Source organism: Methanoregula sp. (genome assembly GCF_050010295.1).
Lineage (GTDB): Archaea > Halobacteriota > Methanomicrobia > Methanomicrobiales > Methanospirillaceae > Methanoregula.
The window spans coordinates 446,371-471,927 of sequence record NZ_JBEKLH010000001.1; the positions used below are offsets into that span (position 1 = coordinate 446,371).

At 54.6% G+C, this 25,557-nt stretch carries 32 protein-coding genes; 10 read left to right on the top strand and 22 right to left on the bottom strand.

Annotated features, from left to right (window positions below):
* Positions 1-509: 509 nt before the first annotated feature.
* Both ABSB80_RS02330 and ABSB80_RS02335 read left to right on the top strand, forming a co-directional pair.
* Positions 510-995 carry a cation:proton antiporter regulatory subunit gene (locus ABSB80_RS02330; protein WP_428367750.1) on the top strand — a complete coding sequence of 162 codons (486 nt, stop codon included), beginning with the start codon at positions 510-512 and terminating at the stop codon, positions 993-995.
* Positions 995-2,137, top strand: coding sequence for a cation:proton antiporter (locus tag ABSB80_RS02335; protein WP_428367752.1), 1,143 nt, complete (start codon positions 995-997; stop codon positions 2,135-2,137). Before ABSB80_RS02330 ends, ABSB80_RS02335 begins: the two co-directional genes overlap by 1 nt.
* Before the next feature lie 3 nt (positions 2,138-2,140).
* Here ABSB80_RS02335 and ABSB80_RS02340 read toward each other — a convergent pair whose 3' ends face one another.
* From ABSB80_RS02340 to ABSB80_RS02355, 4 genes are all read right to left on the bottom strand, one after another.
* Positions 2,141-2,788 carry a DUF2284 domain-containing protein gene (locus ABSB80_RS02340; protein ID WP_428367754.1) on the bottom strand — a complete coding sequence of 216 codons (648 nt, stop codon included), beginning with the start codon at positions 2,786-2,788 and terminating at the stop codon, positions 2,141-2,143.
* Between the two features lie 54 nt (positions 2,789-2,842).
* On the bottom strand, positions 2,843-3,289 hold the full coding sequence (locus ABSB80_RS02345; protein WP_428367756.1) for an FAD synthase family protein: 447 nt from the start codon (positions 3,287-3,289) through the stop codon (positions 2,843-2,845).
* Complete coding sequence (locus ABSB80_RS02350; RefSeq protein ID WP_428367758.1) at positions 3,286-3,657, bottom strand: Mov34/MPN/PAD-1 family protein; 372 nt, start codon at positions 3,655-3,657, stop codon at positions 3,286-3,288. The genes ABSB80_RS02345 and ABSB80_RS02350 overlap by 4 nt, the downstream gene beginning before the upstream one ends.
* Before the next feature lie 432 nt (positions 3,658-4,089).
* Entirely contained in the window at positions 4,090-4,371 is a 282-nt protein-coding gene (locus ABSB80_RS02355; RefSeq protein ID WP_428367760.1) for a peptidylprolyl isomerase, read from the bottom strand.
* 173 nt (positions 4,372-4,544) lie between these two features.
* Between ABSB80_RS02355 and ABSB80_RS02360 the strand changes: the two genes are divergently transcribed.
* Positions 4,545-4,883: a DUF5518 domain-containing protein gene (locus ABSB80_RS02360; protein ID WP_428367762.1), complete on the top strand. Its 339-nt coding sequence runs from the start codon at positions 4,545-4,547 to the stop codon at positions 4,881-4,883.
* A 176-nt stretch (positions 4,884-5,059) separates the two neighbouring features.
* On the opposite strand, the gene ABSB80_RS02365 is transcribed toward ABSB80_RS02360, so the two are convergent.
* On the bottom strand, positions 5,060-6,472 hold the full coding sequence (locus tag ABSB80_RS02365; RefSeq protein WP_428367764.1) for a dihydropteroate synthase-like protein: 1,413 nt from the start codon (positions 6,470-6,472) through the stop codon (positions 5,060-5,062).
* A gap of 41 nt (positions 6,473-6,513) precedes the next feature.
* Here ABSB80_RS02365 and ABSB80_RS02370 point away from each other — a divergent pair, with 41 nt between their 5' ends.
* The 3 genes from ABSB80_RS02370 (at position 6,514) to ABSB80_RS02380 (ending at position 8,343) form a co-directional block, all read left to right on the top strand.
* A complete protein-coding gene (locus ABSB80_RS02370; protein WP_428367766.1) occupies positions 6,514-7,191 on the top strand; it encodes a CehA/McbA family metallohydrolase in 678 nt (225 codons plus the stop codon).
* Positions 7,146-7,997, top strand: a complete 852-nt coding sequence (gene truA / locus ABSB80_RS02375) for a tRNA pseudouridine(38-40) synthase TruA (RefSeq protein ID WP_428367768.1) — start codon at positions 7,146-7,148, stop codon at positions 7,995-7,997. The genes ABSB80_RS02370 and truA overlap by 46 nt, the downstream gene beginning before the upstream one ends.
* 67 nt (positions 7,998-8,064) lie before the next feature.
* Positions 8,065-8,343 carry a hypothetical protein gene (locus tag ABSB80_RS02380; protein WP_428367770.1) on the top strand — a complete coding sequence of 93 codons (279 nt, stop codon included), beginning with the start codon at positions 8,065-8,067 and terminating at the stop codon, positions 8,341-8,343.
* Positions 8,344-8,367: 24 nt separating this feature from the next.
* Here the strand turns inward: ABSB80_RS02380 and ABSB80_RS02385 are convergent, their stop codons facing one another.
* From ABSB80_RS02385 to hgcC, 5 genes are all read right to left on the bottom strand, one after another.
* The gene (locus tag ABSB80_RS02385) at positions 8,368-9,582 is read right to left on the bottom strand and encodes an NAD(P)-dependent malic enzyme (RefSeq protein WP_428367772.1); all 1,215 of its coding nucleotides are present in this window, start codon (positions 9,580-9,582) and stop codon (positions 8,368-8,370) included.
* Between the two features lie 70 nt (positions 9,583-9,652).
* A complete protein-coding gene (locus tag ABSB80_RS02390; protein WP_428367774.1) occupies positions 9,653-10,081 on the bottom strand; it encodes an arsenate reductase ArsC in 429 nt (142 codons plus the stop codon).
* The gene (gene hgcB, locus ABSB80_RS02395) at positions 10,078-10,491 is read right to left on the bottom strand and encodes a mercury methylation ferredoxin HgcB (protein ID WP_490356195.1); all 414 of its coding nucleotides are present in this window, start codon (positions 10,489-10,491) and stop codon (positions 10,078-10,080) included. Before hgcB ends, ABSB80_RS02390 begins: the two co-directional genes overlap by 4 nt.
* Before the next feature lie 38 nt (positions 10,492-10,529).
* Positions 10,530-11,603, bottom strand: a complete 1,074-nt coding sequence (gene hgcA, locus ABSB80_RS02400; protein ID WP_428367776.1) for a mercury methylation corrinoid protein HgcA — start codon at positions 11,601-11,603, stop codon at positions 10,530-10,532.
* Between the two features lie 16 nt (positions 11,604-11,619).
* Positions 11,620-11,904, bottom strand: coding sequence for an HgcAB-associated protein HgcC (gene hgcC, locus ABSB80_RS02405; protein ID WP_428367778.1), 285 nt, complete (start codon positions 11,902-11,904; stop codon positions 11,620-11,622).
* Positions 11,905-12,068: 164 nt separating this feature from the next.
* Here hgcC and ABSB80_RS02410 point away from each other — a divergent pair, with 164 nt between their 5' ends.
* Positions 12,069-12,587 carry a YkgJ family cysteine cluster protein gene (locus ABSB80_RS02410; RefSeq protein WP_428367780.1) on the top strand — a complete coding sequence of 173 codons (519 nt, stop codon included), beginning with the start codon at positions 12,069-12,071 and terminating at the stop codon, positions 12,585-12,587.
* Positions 12,588-12,591: 4 nt separating this feature from the next.
* On the opposite strand, the gene ABSB80_RS02415 is transcribed toward ABSB80_RS02410, so the two are convergent.
* The 8 genes from ABSB80_RS02415 to trpE form a co-directional block, all read right to left on the bottom strand.
* The gene (locus ABSB80_RS02415; RefSeq protein ID WP_428367782.1) at positions 12,592-13,155 is read right to left on the bottom strand and encodes a putative hemolysin; all 564 of its coding nucleotides are present in this window, start codon (positions 13,153-13,155) and stop codon (positions 12,592-12,594) included.
* Positions 13,156-13,218: 63 nt separating this feature from the next.
* Entirely contained in the window at positions 13,219-14,013 is a 795-nt protein-coding gene (trpA, locus tag ABSB80_RS02420; RefSeq protein WP_428367784.1) for a tryptophan synthase subunit alpha, read from the bottom strand.
* On the bottom strand, positions 14,013-15,185 hold the full coding sequence (gene trpB, locus ABSB80_RS02425) for a tryptophan synthase subunit beta (RefSeq protein ID WP_428367786.1): 1,173 nt from the start codon (positions 15,183-15,185) through the stop codon (positions 14,013-14,015). The genes trpA and trpB overlap by 1 nt, the downstream gene beginning before the upstream one ends.
* A 2-nt stretch (positions 15,186-15,187) precedes the next feature.
* Positions 15,188-15,760, bottom strand: coding sequence for a phosphoribosylanthranilate isomerase (locus ABSB80_RS02430; RefSeq protein WP_428367788.1), 573 nt, complete (start codon positions 15,758-15,760; stop codon positions 15,188-15,190).
* Positions 15,751-16,512: an indole-3-glycerol phosphate synthase TrpC gene (locus ABSB80_RS02435; RefSeq protein ID WP_428367790.1), complete on the bottom strand. Its 762-nt coding sequence runs from the start codon at positions 16,510-16,512 to the stop codon at positions 15,751-15,753. The genes ABSB80_RS02430 and ABSB80_RS02435 overlap by 10 nt, the downstream gene beginning before the upstream one ends.
* Positions 16,509-17,528, bottom strand: coding sequence for an anthranilate phosphoribosyltransferase (gene trpD, locus ABSB80_RS02440; protein WP_428367792.1), 1,020 nt, complete (start codon positions 17,526-17,528; stop codon positions 16,509-16,511). The genes ABSB80_RS02435 and trpD overlap by 4 nt, the downstream gene beginning before the upstream one ends.
* Positions 17,525-18,106 carry an anthranilate synthase component II gene (locus ABSB80_RS02445; RefSeq protein ID WP_428367794.1) on the bottom strand — a complete coding sequence of 194 codons (582 nt, stop codon included), beginning with the start codon at positions 18,104-18,106 and terminating at the stop codon, positions 17,525-17,527. Before ABSB80_RS02445 ends, trpD begins: the two co-directional genes overlap by 4 nt.
* On the bottom strand, positions 18,103-19,632 hold the full coding sequence (gene trpE / locus ABSB80_RS02450; RefSeq protein ID WP_428367796.1) for an anthranilate synthase component I: 1,530 nt from the start codon (positions 19,630-19,632) through the stop codon (positions 18,103-18,105). Before trpE ends, ABSB80_RS02445 begins: the two co-directional genes overlap by 4 nt.
* A gap of 356 nt (positions 19,633-19,988) precedes the next feature.
* Between trpE and ABSB80_RS02455 the strand changes: the two genes are divergently transcribed.
* Positions 19,989-21,734 (top strand): CHASE4 domain-containing protein, encoded by a 1,746-nt coding sequence (locus tag ABSB80_RS02455; protein WP_428367798.1) that lies wholly within the window; start codon positions 19,989-19,991, stop codon positions 21,732-21,734.
* A 19-nt stretch (positions 21,735-21,753) separates the two neighbouring features.
* Here the strand turns inward: ABSB80_RS02455 and ABSB80_RS02460 are convergent, their stop codons facing one another.
* Complete coding sequence (locus ABSB80_RS02460) at positions 21,754-22,125, bottom strand: hypothetical protein (protein ID WP_428367800.1); 372 nt, start codon at positions 22,123-22,125, stop codon at positions 21,754-21,756.
* A 127-nt stretch (positions 22,126-22,252) separates the two neighbouring features.
* On the opposite strand from ABSB80_RS02460, the gene ABSB80_RS02465 reads away from it, so the two are divergent.
* Positions 22,253-22,855, top strand: a complete 603-nt coding sequence (locus ABSB80_RS02465) for a hypothetical protein (protein WP_428367802.1) — start codon at positions 22,253-22,255, stop codon at positions 22,853-22,855.
* A gap of 146 nt (positions 22,856-23,001) precedes the next feature.
* Here ABSB80_RS02465 and ABSB80_RS02470 read toward each other — a convergent pair whose 3' ends face one another.
* The 3 genes from ABSB80_RS02470 to ABSB80_RS02480 form a co-directional block, all read right to left on the bottom strand.
* Positions 23,002-23,301, bottom strand: a complete 300-nt coding sequence (locus ABSB80_RS02470) for a hypothetical protein (RefSeq protein ID WP_428367803.1) — start codon at positions 23,299-23,301, stop codon at positions 23,002-23,004.
* A gap of 34 nt (positions 23,302-23,335) precedes the next feature.
* Positions 23,336-23,503 (bottom strand): CxxC-x17-CxxC domain-containing protein, encoded by a 168-nt coding sequence (locus ABSB80_RS02475; RefSeq protein WP_015286826.1) that lies wholly within the window; start codon positions 23,501-23,503, stop codon positions 23,336-23,338.
* Positions 23,504-23,608: 105 nt separating this feature from the next.
* Positions 23,609-24,733, bottom strand: coding sequence for a TIGR04084 family radical SAM/SPASM domain-containing protein (locus tag ABSB80_RS02480; protein ID WP_428367805.1), 1,125 nt, complete (start codon positions 24,731-24,733; stop codon positions 23,609-23,611).
* A 553-nt stretch (positions 24,734-25,286) separates the two neighbouring features.
* Between ABSB80_RS02480 and ABSB80_RS02485 the strand changes: the two genes are divergently transcribed.
* Positions 25,287-25,502, top strand: a complete 216-nt coding sequence (locus ABSB80_RS02485) for a hypothetical protein (RefSeq protein ID WP_299968050.1) — start codon at positions 25,287-25,289, stop codon at positions 25,500-25,502.
* The last annotated feature ends 55 nt before the right edge of the window (positions 25,503-25,557 follow it).

Genomic DNA, 25,557 nt, shown 5'->3' on the forward strand with positions numbered 1-25,557 from the left:
ACATCGTTCTAAAATGTCAAAAATTGATCTGTTGTTCCGGGCCCGAAATGAACGGGCACACTTTCCTGAGTTACCCTCTTTTGGAGAACTGGAGCTTCCGCGGGGAATCCGGTCTTTTTTACAGGTGTGAGATACTGATAACAGTACGAAAAAGGTTTCACTTTCACTCCGCCCGGTAGAGGTTTTATCCCTGGCGTATAGTTACATGGTATATGGGGAGGACGAAATCTCCTCACAATGAGTCAGGTGCCAGGACGGCTCGCACTTCGCTCCTCCCGCCCTCTCAAACAAGCGGGGTTTTACTTCTCATTTGAGGAGGAAACCTCTCTCAAAACCTGAAACCAACTCAAATCCTCTCAGACAAAAACCCCAATTCTTTTCTCTTTTACAGGTATTTTTGGTGCAGCCGCTTGGTGCAGAGCACTTTTGGGCAATCATAATTTATTTTAAATTGGTTTCGTGCCAGCAAAAGGACAATATATTTTAGGATCATTTTTCTAATGTCTGCTATGGCTCTCCGATCCCTGAATCTTCCCGGTATAGGAACAAAATACGAATTTGAGACTGATAAGGGCGATACCGTTGCAATTTTTTTCACCAAGAACGGTTCAATCCAGATGTACACTCTCCAGAAAGGGTGCCATACCCCCAGTGCCGCTGACATGACCCCGGTAGAGGCGCGGAGGCTGGGGAATATCCTTACGGGTGCGATCATTGAAGCAGATCAGGAAAGCGTAGAGATTGCTTTCTCTGCCCTTGCCGATCTCCGGGTGACAATCCATACGTTTTACGTACCGAAAGCCATTGCCGGAAAGACCATCGAGGACCTGCAGATCCGGGCCAAGACCGGCGCGACCGTGATTGCAGTCTGCCGCCATGACAGGAACATTATCAACCCTCCACCAACATTTGTCTTTGAGACCGGGGACGCTGCGCTGGTCATAGGTGAGAGCGACCAGATAAAAAAGTTTGAGCGCGAGATCATGGTGGAGTAATGGAAGGTCTCGTAATCGCGCTTTTCCTCTGCCTTATCCTGGCGCTGGTCACCAAGTATCTGTCGATCCCTGCAATTCCGTTTTACATCCTCACCGGGGTCCTTCTCGGGAAGGCCGGGCTCGGGATGGTCCAGGCCGATGATATCAGCCAGTTCTTCTCGGAGATGGGTCTGATCTTCCTGCTGTTTTTCATGGGGCTCGGCCTCAAGCCCGAGCGGATCGCGGCCAACCGATCTGCGGTCCTGACCAGCGGGATCATTGACCTCAACATCAATATGTTCATTGGGTTTTTTGCTGCGTACCTGCTCGGTTTCTCGATGACGGAATCGCTGATTGTTGCCTCGGCATTCTATATATCGAGCACGGCCATGGCGATCACATCGCTTGTCGAGAACAGGAAACTGATGTTCCGCGAGGCCGAGACGATCATCTGGCTGATGGTCTTTGAAGACCTCGTGCTGATCATCTTCCTCGCGATCATCTCAGCCGGGGACCAGAACCTCCTCTTATTTGTCGCAAAAATCCTGGGTGTCCTTGGTATCCTGTACGCGTTTGCCCATTACGGCAAGGAGTTCCTCATCTCCATCCTCGACCGGGATGACGAACTGCCCATCATCTTCACGTTTGCAGCAGTGCTTACCACGGCATCGGTTGCCCTGGTGCTCGATATCCCGGAGACCCTTATGGTGATCGCGCTTGGCGTTGCGTTCGCGACAACCGACCCCGATGCGTTCGAGCAGCACGCCCGCCCTTTCAAGGACGTCTTCCTCGTGGTCTTCTTTGTCTTTTTCGGGGTAACGATTGACTTTTCCGGGGGGGCGAACCTGTTTAATATCTCGGTTATCTGCATCCTTGCCGTGCTGAGCAAACTCCTTTCGGGACTGATCACGGGCCTGGTCATCCACGAATCGGCCTTGTCGGGTCTTGAAATATGGGCGAACACCATCGGGAGAGGGGAATTCTCGATCGCGCTTGCCGTACTGTACGGGTCTCCGGTTGTCGGAACAACAATTGCAGCGATGGTCATCGTGACCTCGATCATCGGGTCCTTCGCTGCAAAATACAGCACGATACTGCGGCGTGGGATCACCCATATCGGAAGGAGAAAAGCCCCGACGCACCGCGTCCACTCCGGCCGCTGAAACTCATTCGATCAGAACAAGCCCGACCGAGTGGATGTCGGAATGCACAATCTTCCCGTACTCGAGGTCTTTGCAGGGAATCGTGAAAAGGTCCCACCCCACGTTTTTTGCTGTAGCAAAGACATCTATACAGGCCGCTTCCATGGACGGGCGGACCAGATCCATGTGCCGGCACTTCCTGCGCAGGCTCTCGTCGACAAGGCCCTCCTGCTCTTCCGCAACACAATGCTGGTGCTCGCACCAGATGCACGGGTAGCCCCCGAACCCGAATGCCTTATAAAAACCATCATAGAATGCGGTCTTCTCGAGAAGATGCACGGTGCCGTTCACCCAGCGGATGAGATCGCTGTACCATGGGTGGAAGTCCTCGGGGATATCGTCCGGGCCAAACGTCCCGTGTCCCGGCACACCATCGAAGCGCAGGAGAATGCCGGCGGAATATTCCCCAACCATACGGAGAGTCTCATCGTATGACGGGGCATAGGGTGGGCAGCCGAAATGTTTGCCATATCCCTTACAACCATACCGGCACTTGAACCGGACCCACTGGGAGACAACGACTTCATCGGGAGTGATTTCGTGGACGTACACACCCGATTCCCCTGCAAGTCCCCGCAGTTTTTCGATCTCTTCCAAGAGGTCAGCTACCATAGGTATCCTCAATGAGCCAATGCAGGTCAGTGACGATAAATGTTTGGTGAGGGATTATTGCGGGTGGTGGGGATCATGGGACCTTTTGTCGATGATACGCTGGACAACGAGACGGGAACTGCACAGGTCCCCGTCAGCATATTTGCCGATACGGACAATCCGCGGGTTCAGGTTGCGGGCCCCGAGCTGTTCCGCTAACTTTGCCTCGTCGAACATCTGGTTGAACCCGATGGTGATGATGTCGGGGTGGATCTCCTCAATCGGGCGGAACATATCCTTTTTATCCCCAAGGACTGCATGGTCGACGGTTTTCAACCCTGCAACCATCCGGAGGCGGTGCTCCTCCGGGATGATCGGGCGGGGCTTGTGTTTTACGTTGGTGTCCCGGGCCACGATCACCCAGAGCTCGTCGCCGAGCTTCTTTGATTCCTCGAGATAGAAGAGGTGGCCCGGGTGCAGGATATCGAACGTTCCGGTGGCGACGACACGACGGGGGTTCAAGCGATCACCTCCAGATCGTACGGCTCCCCGTCCGCGGTAAAGCACCGCCAGTTGTCCTTCCCGTACGGATAACCGATGATCAGGTGGTACTTTCCCGTCCGCGGGAAAAAATTCACATCAGCGGAGGAGGGCCTGAGTACGCCATTGGGGTGGCTGTGGGCACTACCAGCGACATGGGTGTCCAGGGGCATCATGGTATACAGGAGCGAAGCTGAATCCCCGCGGCCGACCGTCCCGGGAAGGAGGTTGAGCTCTTCCATGATGCCATCGCGTTCCCGGAGCAGGCCGACGAACTCATTCGGGTGGCTGTCGCGCCCCATCTCAAGAAGGAGTAAAAGGAGGTCATGTCGGATACCGTGGATGTTCATGGGATACTTCCTGCAGAATGTCCGGAGTTGTACTGAACTATGGTTGTTGTTCTGCAAAAAAGGCTCCTTTAAAAATCGGGGGGATCATCGCTCGGCTTTTACAAGGTCCCCCGACATGTCCCGGGACAGGTCAGCGTTGGCAAAGGATGTGCTGTTCGGAGGCGTTGCTCCAAGTCCTGGTGTTCCATCCAGCTCTACTGAAGTATCCGGAGCCATCTCGATATCACAAAAATAGCCATTGGTGCGCAGGCCCTCGAAATGAAGGGGAGGCAGTATGGCATGTTACGTCCTTTCACCAGATCCGGCAGGAACAGGACCTTCAGCCATCCCTGTTGTGATGTAATACGTGAAGATCGACGGGCTCTTAGCGGCATCTATCAATGGGGATAAGGTTTCTGCCGGCATGGACAGGATCTTTTCCGTGAGAGAAAATCATCGCCTGCCAGTCACCTTGATGACATGGTACCCGAACTGGGTCTTGACCGGGCCCACGACCTTGCCAACCTGTTCCTCGAATGCGATCTTCTCGAACTCGGGGACCATCATCCCCTTTCCAAACCATCCAAGGTCGCCTCCCTGTTTACCGGACGGGCAGCTGGAGAACCTCCGCGCGACCTTGTCAAACTCCTCACCGTCGTTGAGGCGTTTCAGGATCTGGTTTGCCTGGTCTTCGGTCTTCACGAGAATATGGGAGGCGCGTGCCTGTGTGGTCATATATAGAAATGAGCAACTGATGGAATAAAATGGTTGATAAAAACAGGCATCTCCCCCGGCTTTATAGTAAGTGCGATTGTTCAGATTATCAAAAAAATCCTGTAACGTCTGTCTCTCTCCTGGCCACCGGAGTAAACTCAATTTTTATCTCATATCCCATGCAAGTTCACACTATGGCAAAAGGGAATTTCTGGCTTGCAGCGCTTGCGGGATTTATCATTATGGTGCTCCTTGGGGGGGTTCTGCCCATCCTTGGGCCTATTATAGGGGGGGTCGTCGCGGGGCTGATCGCAAAAGGCGGAATGTGGAACGGGGCAAAGGCCGGATGTGTTGCAGGCATTTTCGGTGCGCTGGTTACGAGCATTATTGCGCTGGTTATCGGAACGATGGCACTTGGACTGCTGGGATTTCTGGCGGCACTGGGTGTCGGACTGATCCTGGTGATCCTTGCTCTTTACTTTGCGATACTCGGGCTCGTGGGTGGGGCAATCGGGGGAATTGTCGGCAACTAGGGAACATCTCATTCAGGCAGTTTCCCTCTTTTAAAATTTGTAAAAAAGGGCTCTGCAGAAAACTTGCATTCTCCGAGGAAATCCCAAAAGCAATTTTAAAAAGAAAGAGGAAATCAATTTAGTTGCTCTGAAAATTTCAACAGATCCGTTTAATTATTAATTATGCAATAGCAGGTTCAGAACTCCCCGTCCTGCTCGAAACTCCGCCCGTACCGGATCGCCAGCTCAGCCTTGTAGAGCTCACGGCCGAGGTAGCCGGCATGATCCAGCAGAGAGACTTCCCCCTGAGACAGGAGGGTGTACAGAACATCCTGCCAGCACTTTCCCTGCACGGCCTTTCCATGGATCACTGCCACGATCCGGTTGCCTTCGATGCCAATCCGGAAGTTCCCTTTCGGATCGTACCCGATCTCCTCCGGCATCTTCTTTGCGGGGATGATCGTGTCGTAGTCCAGCGGGGGCTCGCACCGTCGCCGTTTCTCCTTCAGGACGAGGAGGTCGATGCCGAGGTCTTTGGGGTACGGGCGGTCACGGGCAAGGGCCATCATCTCCGTCGCTCTCCGCATCTCGCGGATGCACCCCCGGGTCTTGTCCGAATGCTCGCTGGTGAAGACCACAGCAGCTTCCACCTCCATTGCCATCGCTGAGAGGAGGGCGTTGAGACCGACAGAGTCTGCATCAAGGAGCTCTGATACGTTTCCTGCCCCGAAAAAGAGGGGACAGCCGATCTTTTTGAAATTTTTCAGAGATTTGACAAGGCCTGACCCCACCGGCTGCAGGAGAGGATCGGCAATGATGCACGAAATCCCCATCCGTTTTGCCATCGCAATGTTCTTCGCAAGAGTGCTTGAACCGGGTACAATAACCGCAGCTGCACCTGCCTCAGCCACCTCTTTCCCGACTTTGGGTATGTTGCGTTCCTGCAGGCTGAGCACGATATCTGCCCGCCCGAGCGCCGCGCGGATCAGGGCAGGGTCCTGCGTGTCCACGGCAAGCGGGCGATCGATCCCTTCGAGGAGAGAAAAGGTATTCTTTACATCTTCCGGCATTGCATCGAACCCGAACCCGAGATCAACAATGTCTGCACCCGATGCGAAGTACAGCTCAGTCATCTCGCGGACGCTCTCGCACCGGTGCGCATCCATGATCTCGGCGAGCACCTTCATCCTCGATTCTCCGCCGATCTTCACACCTCGGATAATGCAGTCAGCTCCGGAGTCCCTCTCCAGTTCCCCGACCCGGCGCATCGCCTCTTCTGCTTTTTTTGTTGTGAGGAAATCATCGGCCGGAACCGTGCGTGAAAGAGTGACCGAACCGAGGACCGGCAGGATCAATGCAAGGTCAGCAGCATGCCTCGGCCCAAGATATACCGGGACACCGCTCTCATGTTCGACCTGTTCAAATGATGCAGTACACATCCCGGAGACAATGGCAAGATCGTACGCGCCTTTCTTCAGGAGTTCCCCAAGGTGGTGCGGCGTCAGGAACGAAGCGATCTCTCCTGTGACCACCACATCAGCGTCATACCCGGCTGCAGCCTTTCTTACCATCTGTTCGGTGGGAGCGCCGGTCGGGAGGAGAATGCGCATAAGTTCCCTTAATACCAGAGAGATAAAAACACTATGATCAGATGCTGATCTGCGACCTGCATGTGCACACCAACTATTCCAAGGACGGCGAAAGCAGCATTGAGGACATCCTCAAAAGGGCTGAAGAGGCAGGACTTGATGTAATCGCAATCACTGATCACGATTCGGTGGACGGGGCCAAGAAAGCCCTCACAATTCCCTCAGCAGTCCTGGTCATTCCCGGGATAGAAGTCTCGACAAGACAGGGCCATCTCCTGGTCCTCGGCGTCACTGAGGTCATCCCGTCAATGCTCGATGTGGTGGAAACCATTACTATCGCCAGGCGCATGGGTGCCCTCCTCATCCTCCCCCACCCCTACCATGTCTGGCGGCACGGGGTCGCCAGGCGCAAGAAATCAGGAATGACGGCAGTCGACGCCGTCGAAGCATTCAACAGCAGGTATATTGTCGGTTCGGCAAACAAGAAAGCTGCCCGCATTGCCAAGAGGCTCGGCAAGCCCTGTGTCGGGGGCAGTGACGCACACCATGCAAAGTTTGTCGGTTTTGGCAGGACTTTTGTCGATGCGGACAGAAATGTTCCCGCGATTCTCGATGCGATCCGGGCCGGTAAAGTATCCTGCAGTGGCAGGAAGACACCGCTGCGCACCTATACGCGCCAGTCCATCAAAAACACATGGAGAAAGATAAAGAGGATAACACGTCGGGTTCCCCTCCGGTAAGACTTGCGTTCCGGGTCTCGTATCTCGGAAGCGGGTTTTATGGTTCACAGATGCAGACGGACCGGCGCACTGTGGAAGGGGAGTTTGTCGCAGCCTGTGTGCGCCTCAGCCTCTTTGACGACTGGAGGAAAGCAGGATTTCTCTTCGCGGGAAGGACTGACCGGGGTGTCCACGCCTGCGGTCAGGTTGCAGCCTTTTCGACCACGGAACCGGAACGGGCGGTTCACGCCATCAACACCCAGCTTCCCCCGGATTGCTGGTGTTCTGGTTATTCGGAAGTATCTCCTGCTTTTCACCCGCGGTACGACGCGAAGTTCCGGACATACCGTTACTATTTCGAGGAAGGAAGGTATGATGTTGAGGCGATGGGCTGTGCTGCCGGCCGGTTTCTGGGAAACCACAACTTCACCACTTTTGCGAGGGTAGAGGATAAAAACCCCTATCGGACGATCCTGGCAGCCGCGATCTTTGACCAGGAAGATTATGTCTTTCTTGAGGTGACCGCAGCGAGTTTCCTGTGGCACCAGGTGCGCTGCATGGCAACAGCGCTTATCAGGGTCGGACTGGGGGAAGCTTCCGACAGTTCCGTGACTGAACTCCTGTCGGCCCCTGCCGGAAAGCCCCTCCAGCCTGCATCTGCCGAAGGCCTGATCCTCTGGGAGACGGGTTGCGGCCTTACCTGGCACCCCCTCGGTGCGGGCAGACGCAGCATGCTTTTTCTGGATAACCTCAGGCGGCACCATGCACGGATGGAAAATGTGTGCAGGGTGATGACACTCCTTCCCGGCCATCATGATGAATGCTGACCCGGCACCGGATGAAATACGCAAGCCTTTTTACAGGAGTTTTCAATAAACATACGTAGGTGTGCCAATGGCAGTCATCAAGAGTATTGATATTATATCCTGGGCGAAAATCCACGCCCTGTTTGGTATCGTGTTCGGATTCATCTATGGCGTCCTGTTCGCAGTAATAGGAGCAGCAATCGGGTTTCACCGGGCCATGCCCGGCGTGACTGCATTCGGACTGATGTCCATCATCATCTTCCCGATCATCTTTGGTATCATGGCGTTCATCTGTGGGGCGATTTTGGCCTTCCTGTATAATTTCTTTGCAAGCAAGATCGGCGGCGTCCAGATCGAGCTTGCCTGAAAAATCTCCTCTCTTTTACGCCGATCATTCTATCTGGCGGGCACAGCCGCTTGCGACCGCTGCCTCGCTTACGGCCTTGGCTACGGCCGTCACGACGTTACGATTGAGGATCTGGGGAAGAATCCTGTCCTTTTGCGGCCTTCTGACATATCCGGCAAGAGCATGTGCGGCAGCAACCTTCATCTCATCTGAGATCCTCGTCGCACATACATCAAGCGCACCGCGGAAGATACCTGGGAATGCAAGGGCATAGTTGATCTGGTTGGGAAAGTCACTGCGCCCGGTGCCGACTATGGCAGCACCCGCTTGGAGAGCGTCCCCGGGAAGGATTTCCGGGACCGGGTGCGCGAGTGCGAAGATGATGGGATCCTTGTTCATCGAGCGGACCATCGATGCGGTGATAATCCCCGGAACAGACACCCCTATGCAGACGTCGGCGCCTTTCATGGCCTCGGCAAGTGTTCCCGTCCGCTCTGTCAGGTTGGTCTCCGCTCCGATGATGAACTTGTATTTATTTGCATACAGTCCTTCGCGATGCCGGTGAATGATCCCGCCGGTGTCGCAGACAATAATATCGTTGACGCTGCTGCAGAGGTTGGGATCATATCCGATGCATTTCAGCATCCGCGTGATGGCAAACCCTGCAGCCCCGGCGCCACATATGACGATATTAAGGTCTTCGAACCGTTTTTTGGTAACCTTGCATGCATTCAGGAGCGCAGCAAGTACTACGACCGAAGTACCATGCTGGTCATCGTGCATTACCGGAATGCCGATGCCCTGCAGCGACTCTTCAAGTTCGAAGCATTTGGGTGCAGCAATGTCCTCCAGTGCAATCCCGCCGAAAACCGGGGCGATATTCTTGATATCATCGGCAAATTCCGTGTGATAATTTTCAAAGCAGATAGGAAATGCATCGATACCGGCAAGTTTTTTGAAGAGGAGTGCTTTTCCTTCCATCACGGGGATGGCGGCATATCCTCCGATGTTCCCGAGAGAGAGTACCCGCGAGCCATCCGATATGATGGCGATGGTGTTCGCCTTCATCGTGTATTTGTAAGCGAGGTCCTTATCACGGTAGATCTCCCTGCACACGGATGCGACTCCTGGTGTATAGGCAAGAGAGAGTTCCCTGCGGTTTGTGACAGGAACCTTTGAGTGGATCTCGATCTTTCCTTGGTGCTTCCGGTGAAGTTCGAGCGATTCTGCGTAAACGTCCTTCTTCTTTCCCCGGTTCATGCATAACCCTGCATTGAGTCAATGAACGCGATGGCATACCATCAATGTTATTGTCGGAAGAATCGTACGGTCACTGCGGCCTGTTTATCCCGAATACAGCGTCGATCCAGGCGGTAATCTCATCCCGGACCCGGCGATATCCTTCGAGAATCTCATCATCAGAACCGGGTGTGAGGTGGGGATCGGGGAATCCCCGGTGAATGGTTCTTTTGGCGGCATTCACAACCGGGCAGACCTGGCGGGCACGATCGCAGAGCGTAACTGCCAGATCAAAATGCATACCGGATACTGCATCAAGTGTCTTCGACCGATGGCCCGAGATATCGATCCCGATCTCCTGCATCACAACTATTGCACGTGCACTGACTTTGGACTGGCGGGTGCCGGCGGAAAAGGCCTCGAACCGGTCGCCATACCTTGTCCGCAGGTAACCTTCCGCCATCTGGGAACGTGCAGCGTTGGCGGTGCAGATGAAGAGGACCCGGGTTTTTTCCGTCATTTTCCCTCGCAACATGATGACTCTTCTTTGTCCGACCTGCAGCACGACTCCTCGCTTCCTCCACAGCTGCATTCCCCGCTGTCCAGGTCCTTTCCCCTCAGGGCAGCGCTGATCATCGCCCACGCACACCCGACCCCGCTCTGTACGGTAATTGCCTGAACGGGACAGTTTAAAGCGCAGGCGCCGCACTCCATGCAGGTGGCAGGACGGGCGAGGTCGACATGGTCATACCCCTCGGTAAAAACTGCGTGCGGGCAGACCTGAAGGCAGCGTTTGCAGTTGATGCACCGGTCTGGATCAAGTTTCAGCGTGGTCTCCATATAGGAGTCGAAAAATCCTGCCTGATTCTTCTCCCCGTTGAGGTTTTGAGAAACCTTTCCGGAGTCGGAGAACCCTGATGGCTTGTTCATCTCACCTGGGTTTTGAGGAACCTTTCCGGAATTGGGCATCAGATCACCCCGATAAGACGGCTCACGCCAAGCACTATCCCAAGAATTACCCCGGCACCGGCCATGAGTGCCATGACGGGTACGTACCGGAAGATCTCCTTCTTCACACCTGTCCGGGAAGTGAAAGTTGTTGAGCCGGTGAAATTCAGTGCAAGATATGCGGTTACGGCAGGTATGATGAGGAGCGGAGCGAGGGCTCCGGCGGTTGTTGCCCAGCCGGGCAGTGCCGGCGCGGAAGCGAAGGCAATTGCAAACGGAATTGCCACGACTCCCCCAAGAAGCAACCCTTTTGAGGAGAAGTCCTTTGTCGGGAGAACTGGCAACAGAACCGGGAAGAGTACGGTTCCTGCAATTACCGCGGCAATGGCTGCAAGTGCAGCGACCGGGCCGGCAAGGAACCAAAGCGTGACGGCGGCAATAATCGCCGGAAGCGCGACATGGATGAGTTCAACAGGGATGAGAACGGCGCGATCCCAGAGCGGGAACACCACCCTGCGCATCTCCGGTGTCGCCTTATGCGCTCTGAGATATTCCGGTAGGTCGCGCGCCCGTACCGGGCCGTATTCAACGGAAAACCCGGATTTGTGCAGGACTTCCGGCCATGAAATTCCCGGTGCCCCGAGCTGGGGCATGATAATCTTCGTATGGCCCACGACACCTGCAAGCCCCGTGACTTCGATCCTCCGTACCAGTTCCCCCGTCCCGAACGTTCCCTTGCCCGCAGCGCACCAGACATTGATCCCTTTGGTATCCAGAACCAGAATGAACGCATCGTATCCCTCGAGTGCAGAACGGAGAGCATCGAAACTCAGAGTGTAATTTGCCGAAGCAAAGACCGGGGAATCCGGGGTGGGATTCCCGAGCCGGTACAGGCCGGGCTCCACGCAGTGACCACTCCGGTTCACACCCCAGCGGGCGAGGAAATGGTCGAGCCGGTTAGCGAAGGTAATTGCGCTGTCAGTTGTCCGAATCTCTGGTGGTGATGAGTGGTTCGTCCCACAATTGCATGACGCGGAACCCTGTCCGGGTGAACCGGCGCAGCGGTTTGATCCGGCTGTTGGGATCGTATCCATGCTTTCCCTCTCCCCTTCAGTCGCTTTCATATAGAAGCGGGCCGAGCACGTCTTTTACCATCCCGCTCAGGCTCTCGGCTTTCATCAGTGCAAGGCAGCAGACACTGCCATTCTTCTCCCAGCTGATCAGGGCGAGTTTGTCCCCGGTTTTGATCCCGGCTTTCTCACGGACATCCTTGGGGAGCACCATCTGTCCCCGCTCGTCCACCGAGAGGACCGCTTCGACTTTACAGCCTGATCCCGGTGTGCATCCGCACTCAGCTCCCGGACTACACCCGGTACCGCTGTTCTTCTTAAGCATCTGGATTCTCCGGATTATTGTTGGCACGCCCATTATTTATATTTTTCAGAAAAATCAGAAAATTCTTATTTTTTACAATATATGATGGCAAGGAATCAGCTAACTGTTTGTGCAACAATGTACCGTAATCCATTTGTCTTCCCTGGATAATACACTCACAATCTATGGCGGCGTTCGAGTGCGACCATTGCGGGAAATGCTGCAAGAGCTTCGGTTCATTCATCACCATCGAGCGCCAGCTGAACGACCGGGATTACTATTGCCGGTATGGTATCACCGGTGACCTGTTCCTCGTGCACGTTGACGCGGATTTTGCAGAAAAGGTATCTGAAAAATTTTCTGACGGTTCAGGGGCGGTATCGGTAAAAAAACCCTGCCCATTCCTGTGCAGGGGGAAGGATGGTGAAGGATTTTCCTGCGCAGTCTATCCTGCACGACCGCGGGTATGCCGGGAGTTCCGCTGTTACCGGATGCTGATCTTCAATCATGGGGGACAGCGGTGCGGGACGGTGATCGGCGCGCAGGAAATAAGCACGTCAGACGAAGTTCTTGCGCAGCTCTGGAAAGAAGAGATCGCATCCCTGCCCCATGCACATCCCCCGGGCGCGAATGATCCCGAATGGGTGAAGAACGTTACCGGCATCCTCGCAGTTCATGGATACCGCGGGGAACCGGCAGAATAAACTTTTATTTGGAAGCAATGGAAGCGTTGGTGGCAGCAGTGGTGGGAGCTACGTAAACGTTGGGCTTGCACCCTTCGTTGCGGTAAAGGGTCCACTCCTCGCATGTCGTTCCGTTGGGGAACGTGCACATGCCGTACTGGCTGCCGTCCGGGTTGGACATGATCTGGGTCGTTCCACCAATGTTTCCGCAGTTGACCGAGGCAGGATTGGCCATGCCGATAGCGGCAGGCGTTGTTGCGGCCTGCGCGTACGGTTTGCAGACGTGGTCGTTGAAGAGGGCCCACTCCTCGCATGTCGTTCCATTAGGGAACGTGCACATGCCGTACTGGCTGCCGTCCGGGTTGGACACGATCTCGGATGTTCCACCGATGTTTCCACAGTTGACTGATGCCGGGTTTGCCATGCCCGCACTTACCGGCGCTGGGGTTGTAGCGGGTGTTCCCCGAACCGGAACAACGGTAGTCTGTACCGGGGTCTGTGCGGGCTGCTGCGTACACCCCGCAATGAGCAATACTGCGACGATACAGGCTAGAATAACAAAAATGCTGGTTCTGGACATCGTACTCATCCAAGGATATCTGTAGGCAGGCACGCATTAAAAAGGTAGTTCATCCAGAAGTTTTGGATCGGGTCAGGGAAGCATCCCGGATCTCATCTGCGATACGTACCTCTTAAGTTCCCGGATCATTTTGTCCGGCGCATTCAGGTTCCGCTCAATGATATCAACAATCGCGCTGCCAACGATCACTCCATCAGCCCCGGCTGCTGAGCAGGTCTTCGCATGATCGGGAGTTGATATACCAAAACCCAAGGCAAGGGGAAGATCAGTATGCCTGCGGACCCGGTGCAGCAGTTCGATTGCACCCGACGACACCTCGTCTCTCATGCCGGTCACGCCAAGAACTGATACGAGGTAGAGGTAACCCCTGGCCTTCCCGGCAATTTTCCCGATCCGCTCGTCTGACGTTGTCTGGGCGATGAGAAAGATCGGATCAATGGCAAAACGGGCTGCAGTTTCGCAGATCTCCGTGGACTCCTCAACCGGCATATCCGCGATCAGGATGCCGTCGACCCCCGAATCGTGCGCTTCCCGGTAAAACCGCTCGATCCCCCGGTGGTAAACCGTATTGTAATACGTAAGGAAAACGATGGGCACCTCCGAGGTTATCCGGATATCCCTGACGATGGCAAAGACAACGTCGGGGTTTGTTCCGGCTGCACGTGCCCGCTCATCCGCCTTCTGGATGGTCGGCCCGTCAGCAACCGGATCAGAGAAGGGTACCCCGAGCTCCAGAATGTCCGTCCCGCCCTCAATAAGAGCACGGGCGATCCGCATACAGGTCTCCTTATCCGGGTCCCCGGCCACGGTAAAACCGATGAAAACCGGTGTCCTGCAGTTCTTGAAGGTGTCAGCAATCCGTCCCATCACGCACACTCCTGCGTCCTTGCCACTTCGGCAACGTCCTTGTCCCCGCGGCCGGAGAGGTTGATGATAACAATGTCGTTTTTATCAAAACGGTTCGCGTTTTGCATGACATAGGCTACCGCATGGGCTGATTCCAGGGCGGGAATAATTCCCTCAGTCCGGGAAAGGAACCGGAACGCATCGAGAACGTCAGGGTCGTTGACCGCGGTATAGGTCACCCGGTGACGGTCCCTGAGCATCGCGTGTTCGGGCCCTACTCCCGGGTAATCAAGGCCTGCGGATATACTATGGGTAGGGAGCACCTGTCCGTCAGTATCCTGCAGCAGGTAGGAGAGCGCCCCGTGCAGCACTCCCGGCTCCCCGGCGCACAGCGTGGCCGCATGTTCGCCGGTCTCTATCCCTTTCCCTCCGGCTTCCACGCCGATCAGTTCCACGTCGTCCCTGAGGAAAGGATAGAAGATGCCGATCGCGTTTGATCCGCCGCCGACACAGGCCACGATCGTATCCGGGAGCCTCCCCTCCTTGTCCATAACCTGTTTGCGTGTCTCTTTGCCGATCACGGCCTGGAAGTCCCGGACAATGCGGGGGTACGGGTGCGGACCTACCACCGAACCGAAGAGGAAATAGGTGTCCTGTACATGTGCCACCCAGTAGCGGAGCGCCTCATTGACGGCATCCTTGAGGGTCCGGGTCCCGGATTTGACCGGGACAACCTTTGCTCCCATTAACTCCATCCGGAAAACGTTGAGTGCCTGCCGCTGCGTATCGAGTTCCCCCATATACACCTCGACGGACATGCCGAGCGCGGCTCCGACGATCGCCGTTGCCACGCCATGCTGCCCTGCACCTGTCTCGGCGATCAGCTTCTTCTTGCCCATGCGCTTTGCCAGCAGCGCCTGCCCAAGGGTGTTGTTGAGCTTGTGCGATCCTCCGTGCACGAGGTCCTCCCGCTTGAGGTAGACCCTGCACCCGAGTTCCCGGGAGACGTTCGCACAGAAGGTGAGCGGGGTCTCCCTGCCGGCGTACTCTTTCTGGAGAGCTGCAAGATCGGCAGAGAACTTGGGGTCATTCTCTATCTTTTCATAGGCTGCTTCGAGTTCGAGCAATGCGCTCATCAGTGTCTCCGGGACGTATTGCCCGCCATATTTTCCGTATCGTCCTTTCTGTACCATGTTCAAAAACTCCTGCATGCAGCGATAAACGCCCGTATTTTCCCGTGGTCCTTGATTCCCGGCGACACTTCAACCCCGCTTGCTACATCCACCGCGTACGGGTGCACCCGCCGGATCGCGTCGCGGACATTTTCTGCAGTCAGCCCCCCGGCAAGGATTACCGGGACTTTCGACCTGCAGACGATCTCACCGGCTGACGCGGGATCGAAAAGTTTTCCCCCCCCATGGCTCTCATCGATGATGATCGCATCACAGTCCACTGGAATGGGGTCGCCGTGTGGGACTACGCGGATGACCTTCACGCCCGGATTCTGCCTGAATATAAACGGATGGAAGATCTGGATTGCCGTGGGGTGCAGATCGAGGATCTCCTCGAGATCTTCTTCAGATGCTGTATGGGTAACTGCAACCCGTGCAACAAACGGGCCTACTGCCTCAAAAATCTCACGTGCCTTTTCCAGCGGTACCGAACGCTTTGATTCACTGAAGAGCACAACACCGATCGCATCGGCCCCGGCCTCTTCGGCAAAACATGCGTCTTCCGGGCGGGTGATCCCGCAGATCTTTACGCGCATACGAACTCCTCCAGTTTTTTTCTCGGCTGTTTATGGGCCATGATTGAAGAGCCGATCAGGAACGCATCGCAATAGGGTTTCATCTCCCGGATGTCGTCGGCTGACCGCATCCCGCTTTCGGAGACCACCAGTTTTCCCGCTTTCCGGAGTTCCTCCGAAAGAAAGCGGGTGGTCGAACGGTCAATAGTCATGGTCGCCAGGTCCCGGTTGTTGATACCGACCAACAGTGTCTCTGTTGCAAGAGCGGCATCGGCTTCAGCCCGGGTGTGTACCTCCACCAGAGGTTCAAGGCCGTAGTTCTTGGCGAGATCCACAAATACCGGGAGGTGTTTCCCCAGCAGAGCGGCAATCAGGAGGACCGCATCTGCACCGAGAGCCCTGGATTCGGCGACCTGGCGTTCCTCAATGATGAAGTCCTTGCGGAGCACCGGCAGGCAAACAGCACTCTTGACGCGATCGATATCCCGCCCTGTTCCCCCGAAAAAGTAGGGCTCTGTGAGGACCGAAATTCCGACACAGCCCCCTCCCGCAAGTTCGCCGGCCATCATCGCCATGTCAACGTTGCGCCGGATGACGCCACCACTTGGTGATGTGCACTTGATCTCGGCAATCACCGCGTTTTTGCCGTTTCTGTTCCGTATTGCACCTGCGAGGCTTGCTCCCCGGCAGGGTTTTTCTGTGGTCTCGGGAAATGACTCCGGCAGTCTGGCAACCCGTTTCCTGGTGCGCCGCACAATTTCGTCCAGTATCATGCTGCACTCCGGGTAGCCGTGACAAGTGCGTCCAGCCTGGCACGGGCCCTGCCTGAATCTATGGAGCTGGCAGCACGCTGTATCCCCTCGTGCAGATCGCCGGCCCGCCCCCCGATATAGATCGCCGCTCCCGCATTCATCAGGACAATATCCCGCGGTGCGCCCCGTTCACCATCGAATATCTCGCGGATGATCCGGGCATTTACTGCGGCATCTCCTCCGACCAGATCCTGAAGTACAGCGGGTGCAATACCAAAAGTGCCGGAGGTCAGGGTGAACGTGCGGGTCACTCCCCCGTCCAGTTCAGCAACGATAGTCTCTCCTGTTGTGGTGATTTCGTCCAGACCGTTCCCGTGGACCACCATGGCGCGGGAAAGTCCAAGGAGCCTAAGCACATCTGCGACCGTCCCCGTTAACCCGGGCCGGTAAACCCCGAGAACCTGGGCCTGTGCACCAGCAGGGTTCGCCAGCGGACCGAGAAGATTGAAGACGGTCCGGCACCCGATCTCCTGCCGTGCTGCCATGACGTGTCGCATTGCCGGGTGGTGGCGCGGAGCGAAGAGAAACGCGATGCCTGCCTGTTCTACGATCTTTGCCTGTAATCCCGGCGCTACCGAAATATCCACTCCCATTTCGGTGAGAACGTCAGCAGATCCGCACGTGCTGCTCACGCTCCGGTTCCCATGCTTGACGATCGGCACTCCTGCGCCCGCTGCCACGAATGCCGAAGCGGTACTGATGTTAAATGTCCGGGTGCCATCCCCCCCGGTCCCGCAGGTGTCGACTAGCATCCCTTTGACCGACGGCCTAACCGGTATGGCATGCCTGCGCATCACTCCTGCAAACGCAGCAATCTCCGACGGGGTCTCGCCTTTCATGCGCAGAGCGAGCAGGAACGCCCCTATCTGCGCCTGAGACGCCCTGCCGTCCATGATGATATCCATGACCCCGGATGCTTCTTCAGTTGTCAGATCCTGGCGGTCTGCCAGCCGGTTGATGGTATCGCTGAACTTCATTGTCCGACTCCTGTCATACAGAGGAAATTTCTGATGATGCGGTCGCCATCCTGCGAGAGGATGCTCTCCGGGTGGAACTGGACACCTTCGATCGGGTACTTCGTGTGGCGTACACCCATGACATAGTTGTCTTCCATGCTCGTCGCAGTGACCACGAGTTCACCCGGGAGTGAATCCTCCCGGGCGACCAGGGAATGGTAGCGAGTAGCGGTGAACGGCGACGGGATGCCGGAGAAGATCCCTTTGCCATCGTGCCGGATCTCCGAGGTCTTGCCATGCATCAGGTGCCGGGCGCGGACAACCTCCCCGCCAAACACCGTGCAGATGGCCTGGTGCCCGAGACAGACGCCCAGCGTGGGGATCGTTCGGCTCATGGTGTCCAGTACCTCAAGGCAGACCCCGGCGTCGAGGGGTGTCCCGGGGCCCGGAGAGAGGATGATCCGGTCGCACCCGCTTTTCTGCAGCCGCCCGAGCGGTGTATCACAGGTCATAACAACCGGGTTACCTCCGAGCTTGCCCACCTGCTGGTACAGGTTGAAGGTGAAACTGTCGTAACAATCCACGATCAGCACTTTCATTGGTATCCCCCCGACTGCTCGATCGCCCGCACCATTGCGGCTGCCTTGTTCTTTGTCTCGTTCCATTCGTTCGCCGGTACAGAATCTGCGACGATTCCGGCGCCCACCTGGATGTAGGCACGTTCATCCCGGATACGGATAGTCCGGATGGCAATTGCAAAATCGAGGTTCCGGTCAAACCCGATATAACCGACTGCGCCGGCATACAGGCCGCGGGCTTCTTCTTCCTGTTCATCAATAATCTGCATGGCCCGGATCTTCGGCGCTCCTGATACCGTGCCAGCGGGGAAACAGGACTTGAAGGCATCATAACAGTCGAGGTTGTCTCTCAGCACACCGTTCACGGTCGAGACGATGTGCTGGACATGAGAGAACTTTTCAATATTCATGAACTCACTGACTTCAACGGTCCCGAACCTGCACACCCTCCCCAGATCGTTGCGCGCGAGGTCGACCAGCATCGTGTGTTCGGCCCGCTCTTTTTTGTCCTGAAGAAGATCATTGGCGAGCCGTTCATCTTCGTCCCTGTCACCCCCGCGGGGACGGGTACCTGCAATAGGAACCGTCGTGACCCGGCGTTTCTCCACGCGCACGAGCATCTCAGGGCTTGCCCCGACTATTTTCTCTTCACCGAAGTCAAGGTAATACATGTACGGGCTCGGGTTTATCCACCTGAGTGCAGCGTAAATCGAGAACGGGTCATGGTTCACGGGTACTTCCATACGCCGTGAGATAACCGCTTGGAAAATATCCCCTGCCGCGATATATTCCCTGACCTGCTCTACAGAACGCTCGAAGGCATCCTGCGCGACTGGCGAACTGAAATTCAGCGCAGCCGGATCTCCGTTGGCGTGACCGGGGTCCCGGATACTTCCTGCCGTGAGTCTGCCAATGATGCCTCCAAGGGCGTGGATCTTGGCCCTGCTCCTGTGATATTCCTCAGCAATGTCGGAATCGTAGGTAAGGAACGGGCTGGAAAAGATGAATAATTTTTTATCCCGGTGATCGATAACAAGGCAGTCCTTTGCGAGCATGAAGCAGGCATCGTTCTCCATGCCGGTCTTATCAGGGCCCTTTCTGACCCTTTTTGGGACTTTCTCAAACAGGGAATACACGCAGTCGTAGGCAAAATAACCGACCATACCGCCGAAAAATCTGGGGGCTTTGACGTTCATGTAGTGGAATCGCGATAAGATCGACCTGATCCTGTCCACAGGATTATTCCCCTCCGGATCACGTGCAATGGACACAAAGGGCTCATTCCCCCGGACCTCTATGGTCTCTCCGATGGAAACAACGCATTCCGGATCGATTCCGATAAATGAGTACCGCGCGAGTTTCTCACTTCCCTCCATGGATTCGAGCAGGAACCCGCATCCCGTCCGGGTACCGGTATAAATCTCAAGAGGCGAGATATCCGGGAGCGGCAGCTCGGCACAGAGGGGGATGACCAGCGGCCTGGGCTGGTTGCTTACTGCAATGACAAATTCCTCAAGCCCGAGATTAAGATTCAGTTCTTGGTTCATAGATTCAGGTTCCTGGTATAACTGCACATCATCTGATGTGGCATTTTCCTTCTTTTCAGATCGAACGGACCAGTTCCTACTTTGGATTTCATGATGGATCCGGCGGCCCCTGGATGATATCCTGTTTACAAATTTACTTTGTACATACTTATACATTATTGTAATTTTTTGGATATTATTGCATTTTAATTTGCAATATTGTACAATATTTATATGGGAAACTGCAGGGGGTCCTTCTTTACAGAAGAGGGAATAGTTCAGGCTGCAGCAATTTCGGGGTTTTTTCGAAAGAAACAAGAATAGCTCAAGCATACTACAGAACTGTCAATATCAGCCGGTCTGGCGGGGGGGTATCAGTGGACATACGTAAAAAGACCGTAGTAATTGTCTGTATCACTCTTCTGTGCCTGATCCTTGCCCTCTATATCTCGTCAGAAGTTATCGTGCTGGGCGGTTTTTCGAGGGTTGAGACGCAAAATGCCCAAAAAGAGACCAACCGTGTACTTGTCGCACTTGGCAATGACATAAACGCGCTTGATGCGGTGACATATGACTGGGCTTCGCGAGAGGATACAATAGCGTTTGTGACGGCCAACACTTCGGGGACTGAATGGTCCCGGCTCGACCCTGATACATTCGAACGGCTCGGGTTCAATGAGATCCTGCTGTATAATTCCAGCGGCAGTCTCATATCGGGACAGGGATACGATCTCAATCGCCATACCCTGGTTCCCGTCCCGCCAGGCTTACATTCACCGCCATCAGTGTATCTCCACCTGAAGTTCCAGAACGGGTCAAGTACCGGCATCATGGGGATTGCAGATTTTTCCGATGGCCCGATGATGATTGCGATCCGCCCGGTCTTTGCCGGCCGCGAAAACCAGCACGTGGCCGGATACGTCCTCATGGGTCGCTATATTGATACTACGGAGATCTCCCGGCTCTCCTCGCTGGCCCAGCTGCCGCTTGAAATGCACGGGTATAGTGCTGGGGATCTCCCCCAGGATTTCATCACCATACTACCGATGTTTCCGGCATCCTCCATACCGTTCATCCAGCGCGTGGGAAAAGACGCCCTCACCATCGATGCGCCGATCATCATTGAACCTATAAACAGCACTCAGCTTGGCGGATATTCACTCATACGCGATATATCAGGTAAACCGGTACTTATCATCAAAGTCGGTATCGACCGGGGGATCTATGATCAGGGAAAATCTACCACGCTGTATTTTGTGGTCCTGCTCATCATTGCGGGCCTTGTCTTTGGTCTTGCCACACTCCTTCTGCTGGAAAAAACCGTATTGTCGAGGCTCGAGAGACTGAGCCGGGGAGTGAACGAAATTGGCAGAAAACGCGATTTCTCCGCCCGGGTGCACATAGCCGGTGAGGACGAAATCGGGGGGCTCGCGGGCCGGGTCAACGGGATGCTCGAAGATCTCGAACAGTCCCAGAACGTACTGCACGACAAGCTTATCCAGAGCGAGGAAAATTATCGTCTTTTTTTTAATAGTGTCACCGACCCGATCTGTGTGTGCCGCATGAACCCAGACAACAGCCTTGGCAGGATTGTCGAAGTAAACGATGCCGCATGTGAAGTGCTGGGATACCAGCGTGCCGAGTTTCTGGAAATGCATCTTTCCGATCTGCTCCCAGGCGAAAGATCCGGTGGTGTAGATCTCCCGACTGAGATTCTGCAGTCGTTCGGGCATGTCATTTATGCAGGAGCTGTATCCACAAAAACCGGAAAACGTATACCCGTTGAGGTCAATGCCCGGACATTTGACCAGTTCGGGCACCCTGCCATTGCGGTTATTGTCCGTGACATCAGTGAACGGGAAGAGATAGAGCATCTGAAGAAAGAAGCATTCCAGCAGATCGAGAAGAACCTGCAGGATTTTGCCGTCCTGAACGACCATATCCGCAACCCTCTCCAGGGCATCGTTGGCATCGCGGACATGATGGATGGTGCACCTGCACAAAAGATCATTACCTATGCCACGATGATCGATGAGATCGTAAACAGGATTGATCGCGGATATATTGAATCAGAAAAGATTCACGAATTTCTCAGAAAATACTATGGGATCGGGAAAAAATGATGCCTTCCCAATTCGATGGCTACTCAGTCCGGATGCCCCGTCCTTTCAATTCATCAGCCTTCTTCCGGGAGCACTCCTCGCACCGGAACTCCGGCTCAGGATCATGCGTCTTGTCGTAATCTCCCGATCTGACCAGCCGGTACCCCCGGGCGGCCTTTCCGCAGTCAACACAGGTAATATTGTCCCTGACTTCCCAGTGTGTCAGCAGTGATTGCGATGTGAAGATGAACTGGTCCACCCAGAAAAAGATGAGGCCGCCGATCAGGTTTGCTACGATTGCGGCGACGAGCTGCCCCATGGATGCAAGAAGGATCCCGACCCCTGCCAGGATGGGAGTGCTTGCCTGCCACCTGAGCAGGTAGAGCCCATAGCGTTTACAATTGACCTGCATACCAGTTGATCATGCAATCATCATAATACATGTTGTGCTGAAGTGCCCCGGTTCATGCCAAAAGACCGATGCTCAATACTATTATAGACGTCTTGATAAAACCTATACTGCATTTCCGGGAGACCGTATGTGGCGATATCGTAAACAACCGCTTGGCTGGGTGTTCGTGTCACGGATGATGGGGATCATCAGTTTTTTAATTGCAGTAGTCCTTGCAAACATCCTTACGTACTATGTGTCGAACAAGGTGTTCCTTTCCGGTGTTCTGTTTCTCAATGAGAACTTCTGGCTCCTCATCCTCATCGGCATCATCTTTTTTGTCAGCGATATATTCGGGGCATTTCCCTTTCCCCTCAATCTGCCGTTTCCGATTATCAGGGCTATCGGGAGTGTCTTCTGTATCGCCTTTTTCCTGAAATTGTTCCAGTGGGTTGACACGGTTGCGTCAACAACGCTTTACCCGATGTTCTGGTATATCTCATTCATCATTATCCCGCTGGTGTTTCTCATCGTACTGGCAGGTGGCTATTATGAGATCATGCGGCAGCTCTGGTTGCAGTCTGGGACCGGTAGAAGCACCGATGCTCAGGTTGTGCATGAAAACCGTGAAGTCGCTCCTCCAGACCAGCCGGTATCAGATGCGAAGTCATGGGAAGATATCGGGGTGGAGTTTCGCATGATGCTTTACGATCTCCTCCACCGGTTCCGCCAGGAAATAAAGAGAAAATAATGGCTCTGGAGAAATCCTATTTTATCGTGTGATTCGCTTATATTCTTAAACGGTTATGAAGGTGACCCCCCTCTCTCAAGTCGAAGAACTCTGACGAGTTCTTCTTAAGCCTGTTCTTACCTTCGGGAAGAGCAGTCTCCGGGAAATTACCAGTCGGGGTTGTCTTCACGGAACTTTCTCTCTCTCGTTTCAAGCTCTTCAGCACTCAGGGAGGCAGGCATGCAGATGCACCGGTGTTCAATAAACACCCCTGCCTTGAAAACGCCTTGTTGTTCACCAGCCCGGCATGCTCCATAGGTTTCAGCATCCCAGTTATGGTAAACCTGCGGAAGACCTTCGCTGGCAGCACATTCCCTTGCCTCTTTCCATGACCCTGCCATGTCTGCATATTTGCAGAGCGCCACCATGATGTTTTCGATGAGGGTACCAGAATATATGAAAACCACAGGCAAATCTCTAAAAAAAGAAAAAATGATGAAATTAGAACCGGGGTTTCCGGTGCTTGGGCAGGCAGTCCCTGCAGTAGACCGGCCGTCCTTCAGTTGGCTTGAAGGGGACTTCGCACTCTTTGCCACAGTCTGAACAGACTGTCTTTGTCATTTCTCTGGGACCGAAATTTCTCGGGCCACCAAAACTCTTTCTTTCCATTGTATTACTCATGCAGTTGTAATCTGCGTATATACATTTGACCATTCAGTATAAATACATCTGCATTATCTCATCTTTTTTTATTCAAACAGTTATATAACGTCCTTACGGTATGATCTCGCATCCGTTGAATTTCTCATGCTCGAAATCCTTCAGGGTGATAATATCCCTGCTGATGAGTGCCTGAACCCGCGGGAGTTCTGCCTGGAGCGAATCGTGAAGGTTATCGACAGCAGCACAGACCAACCGCCTCTCAGCCTCCCCCCATGGCCGGGTGATATTGGAGTACAGGCACCTGCCGCCGCAGAAGTCGCGGATCCTGCAGTCCGTGCACTCCCCGCTGACAAGAATGCGGGCAAGCTCCAGCGGATGCGAACAGGAGATATGCCCGACATAATACTGGGGCATCCCGATCATGACCGGGCAGGGGCCGATGCTCCCATCGGTCATGATACTGTAGTTGGCATACCCGGACCCGCACCTGAGCAGGCTGGTCTTTCCGAGAAGCAGGTCTTCCAGGGGATCCAGGAACGGGTACCAACGCAGAACTTCACCTGAGTTCTCCATATGATCTACCCAGGAACAGACGAGCGTACGTATCCCGGGATTATAGCTCCCGTTCGCCCACTCTTGAAACTGGCGCAGGGAAAAATCCCCGGCAAAATTGGCATCGATCTGCCAGTGGATGGAAGAGAAAGAATAATCGGGGTTGGATGCAAGATACCGGACCGCATCCACGATATCGGTCGTTTCCGTGACGGTCATCCGGGCAATCAGTTCACCTGCATAGCCGTTCGCACGGATCTTCCGGATATTCCTCATGACCCGGTCATATACGCCCATCCCTCGGTTTGCATCGGTGAGCTCTTTTCTCCCGTCAAGGGAGACGAGAATTGTGGTGAACCGGTTCAGTATTTCCGCTGGGAGCCGGTCCAGCAGGAGACCGTTGGTCTGCACCATGAACCGCTGCACGGGGGACTCCCGCACAATCCGTTCGATAAGGTCAGCCCGTAACAGGGGTTCACCCCCATAGAACGTAAGCGTCGCCGAAGGATCTTTTTTTAAGAATTCATACAAATGATTCAGGTCGAACTCCAGTTCCAGAGGGAGACCCTCGTCGATAGTCAGATCACGCCCGCCCCCGCTCTCCTCCAGATCCTCAAAGGCCTTGGCCCTGCAGTACCTGCAGCAGAGGTTGCAGTGATCCGTGAGGATGAGATGGAAGTACATGAAAATGCCTGTACTACTGGTGCCTGCCAGACGATAAATTTAGGGCACCTGCAGGGGGAGGGATCGAGCCCTCTCATTAATAAGCATGGCCCTCATTATTTATGAGGATCCCCGGATGGCGCCACCTGATCCATCACCGCCATTTACCTGGAATACAGCCGACTATCACACCAGCTCATCCGCCCGGAGGTTACTGCAATGCCGCTCACTATCAGTCGTACCGTCCCTAAACGAATTATGCCGGTCATGAACCTCGGTTAGCGTGCCGCACCCTTCCAGTCACCGTCGCTAAAACCCCCGCGTGGGCTGCGCTTTCATTTCCGGTGCGCATAACTGCGCCGGCAGGCATTCCGCCATTAAAACCCCCGAATTTTGCCAAACCGGGCAATCTAAAAAGGTTTTTAATCGGCGTGAATAGTGAGTCACAATGCCAAAAATACCCCCAGAATTATGGTAAAATTGCGGACTTCGACGGGCTTCCGACGGAAACCTTTTATATTATCAGACGTCAACTCTCATTATCAAAACCCAATAGTGGTTTTGAGGTGTTTAAATGGGAACCAAAATCGGAAAAGAAAAGATTCAGCGCGAAAAGGGATACCTCTACTTCATCGGCAAGGACGGGTATGTCTGGGCCGCCCCTATGAAGCACAACAAGACCGGCAAGAAGAAGAAAGTCGGTACTGAGAAGATCGCCAAGGAAAAAGGCTTCATGTACTACATTGGCAAGGACGGATTCGTCGCAAAAGCCAAGATGAAGAACGCATAATCTCACTTTTTCCTTTTGCACGCAGTCCGCCTGCCGCCCGGGTTCATCCAGTCGG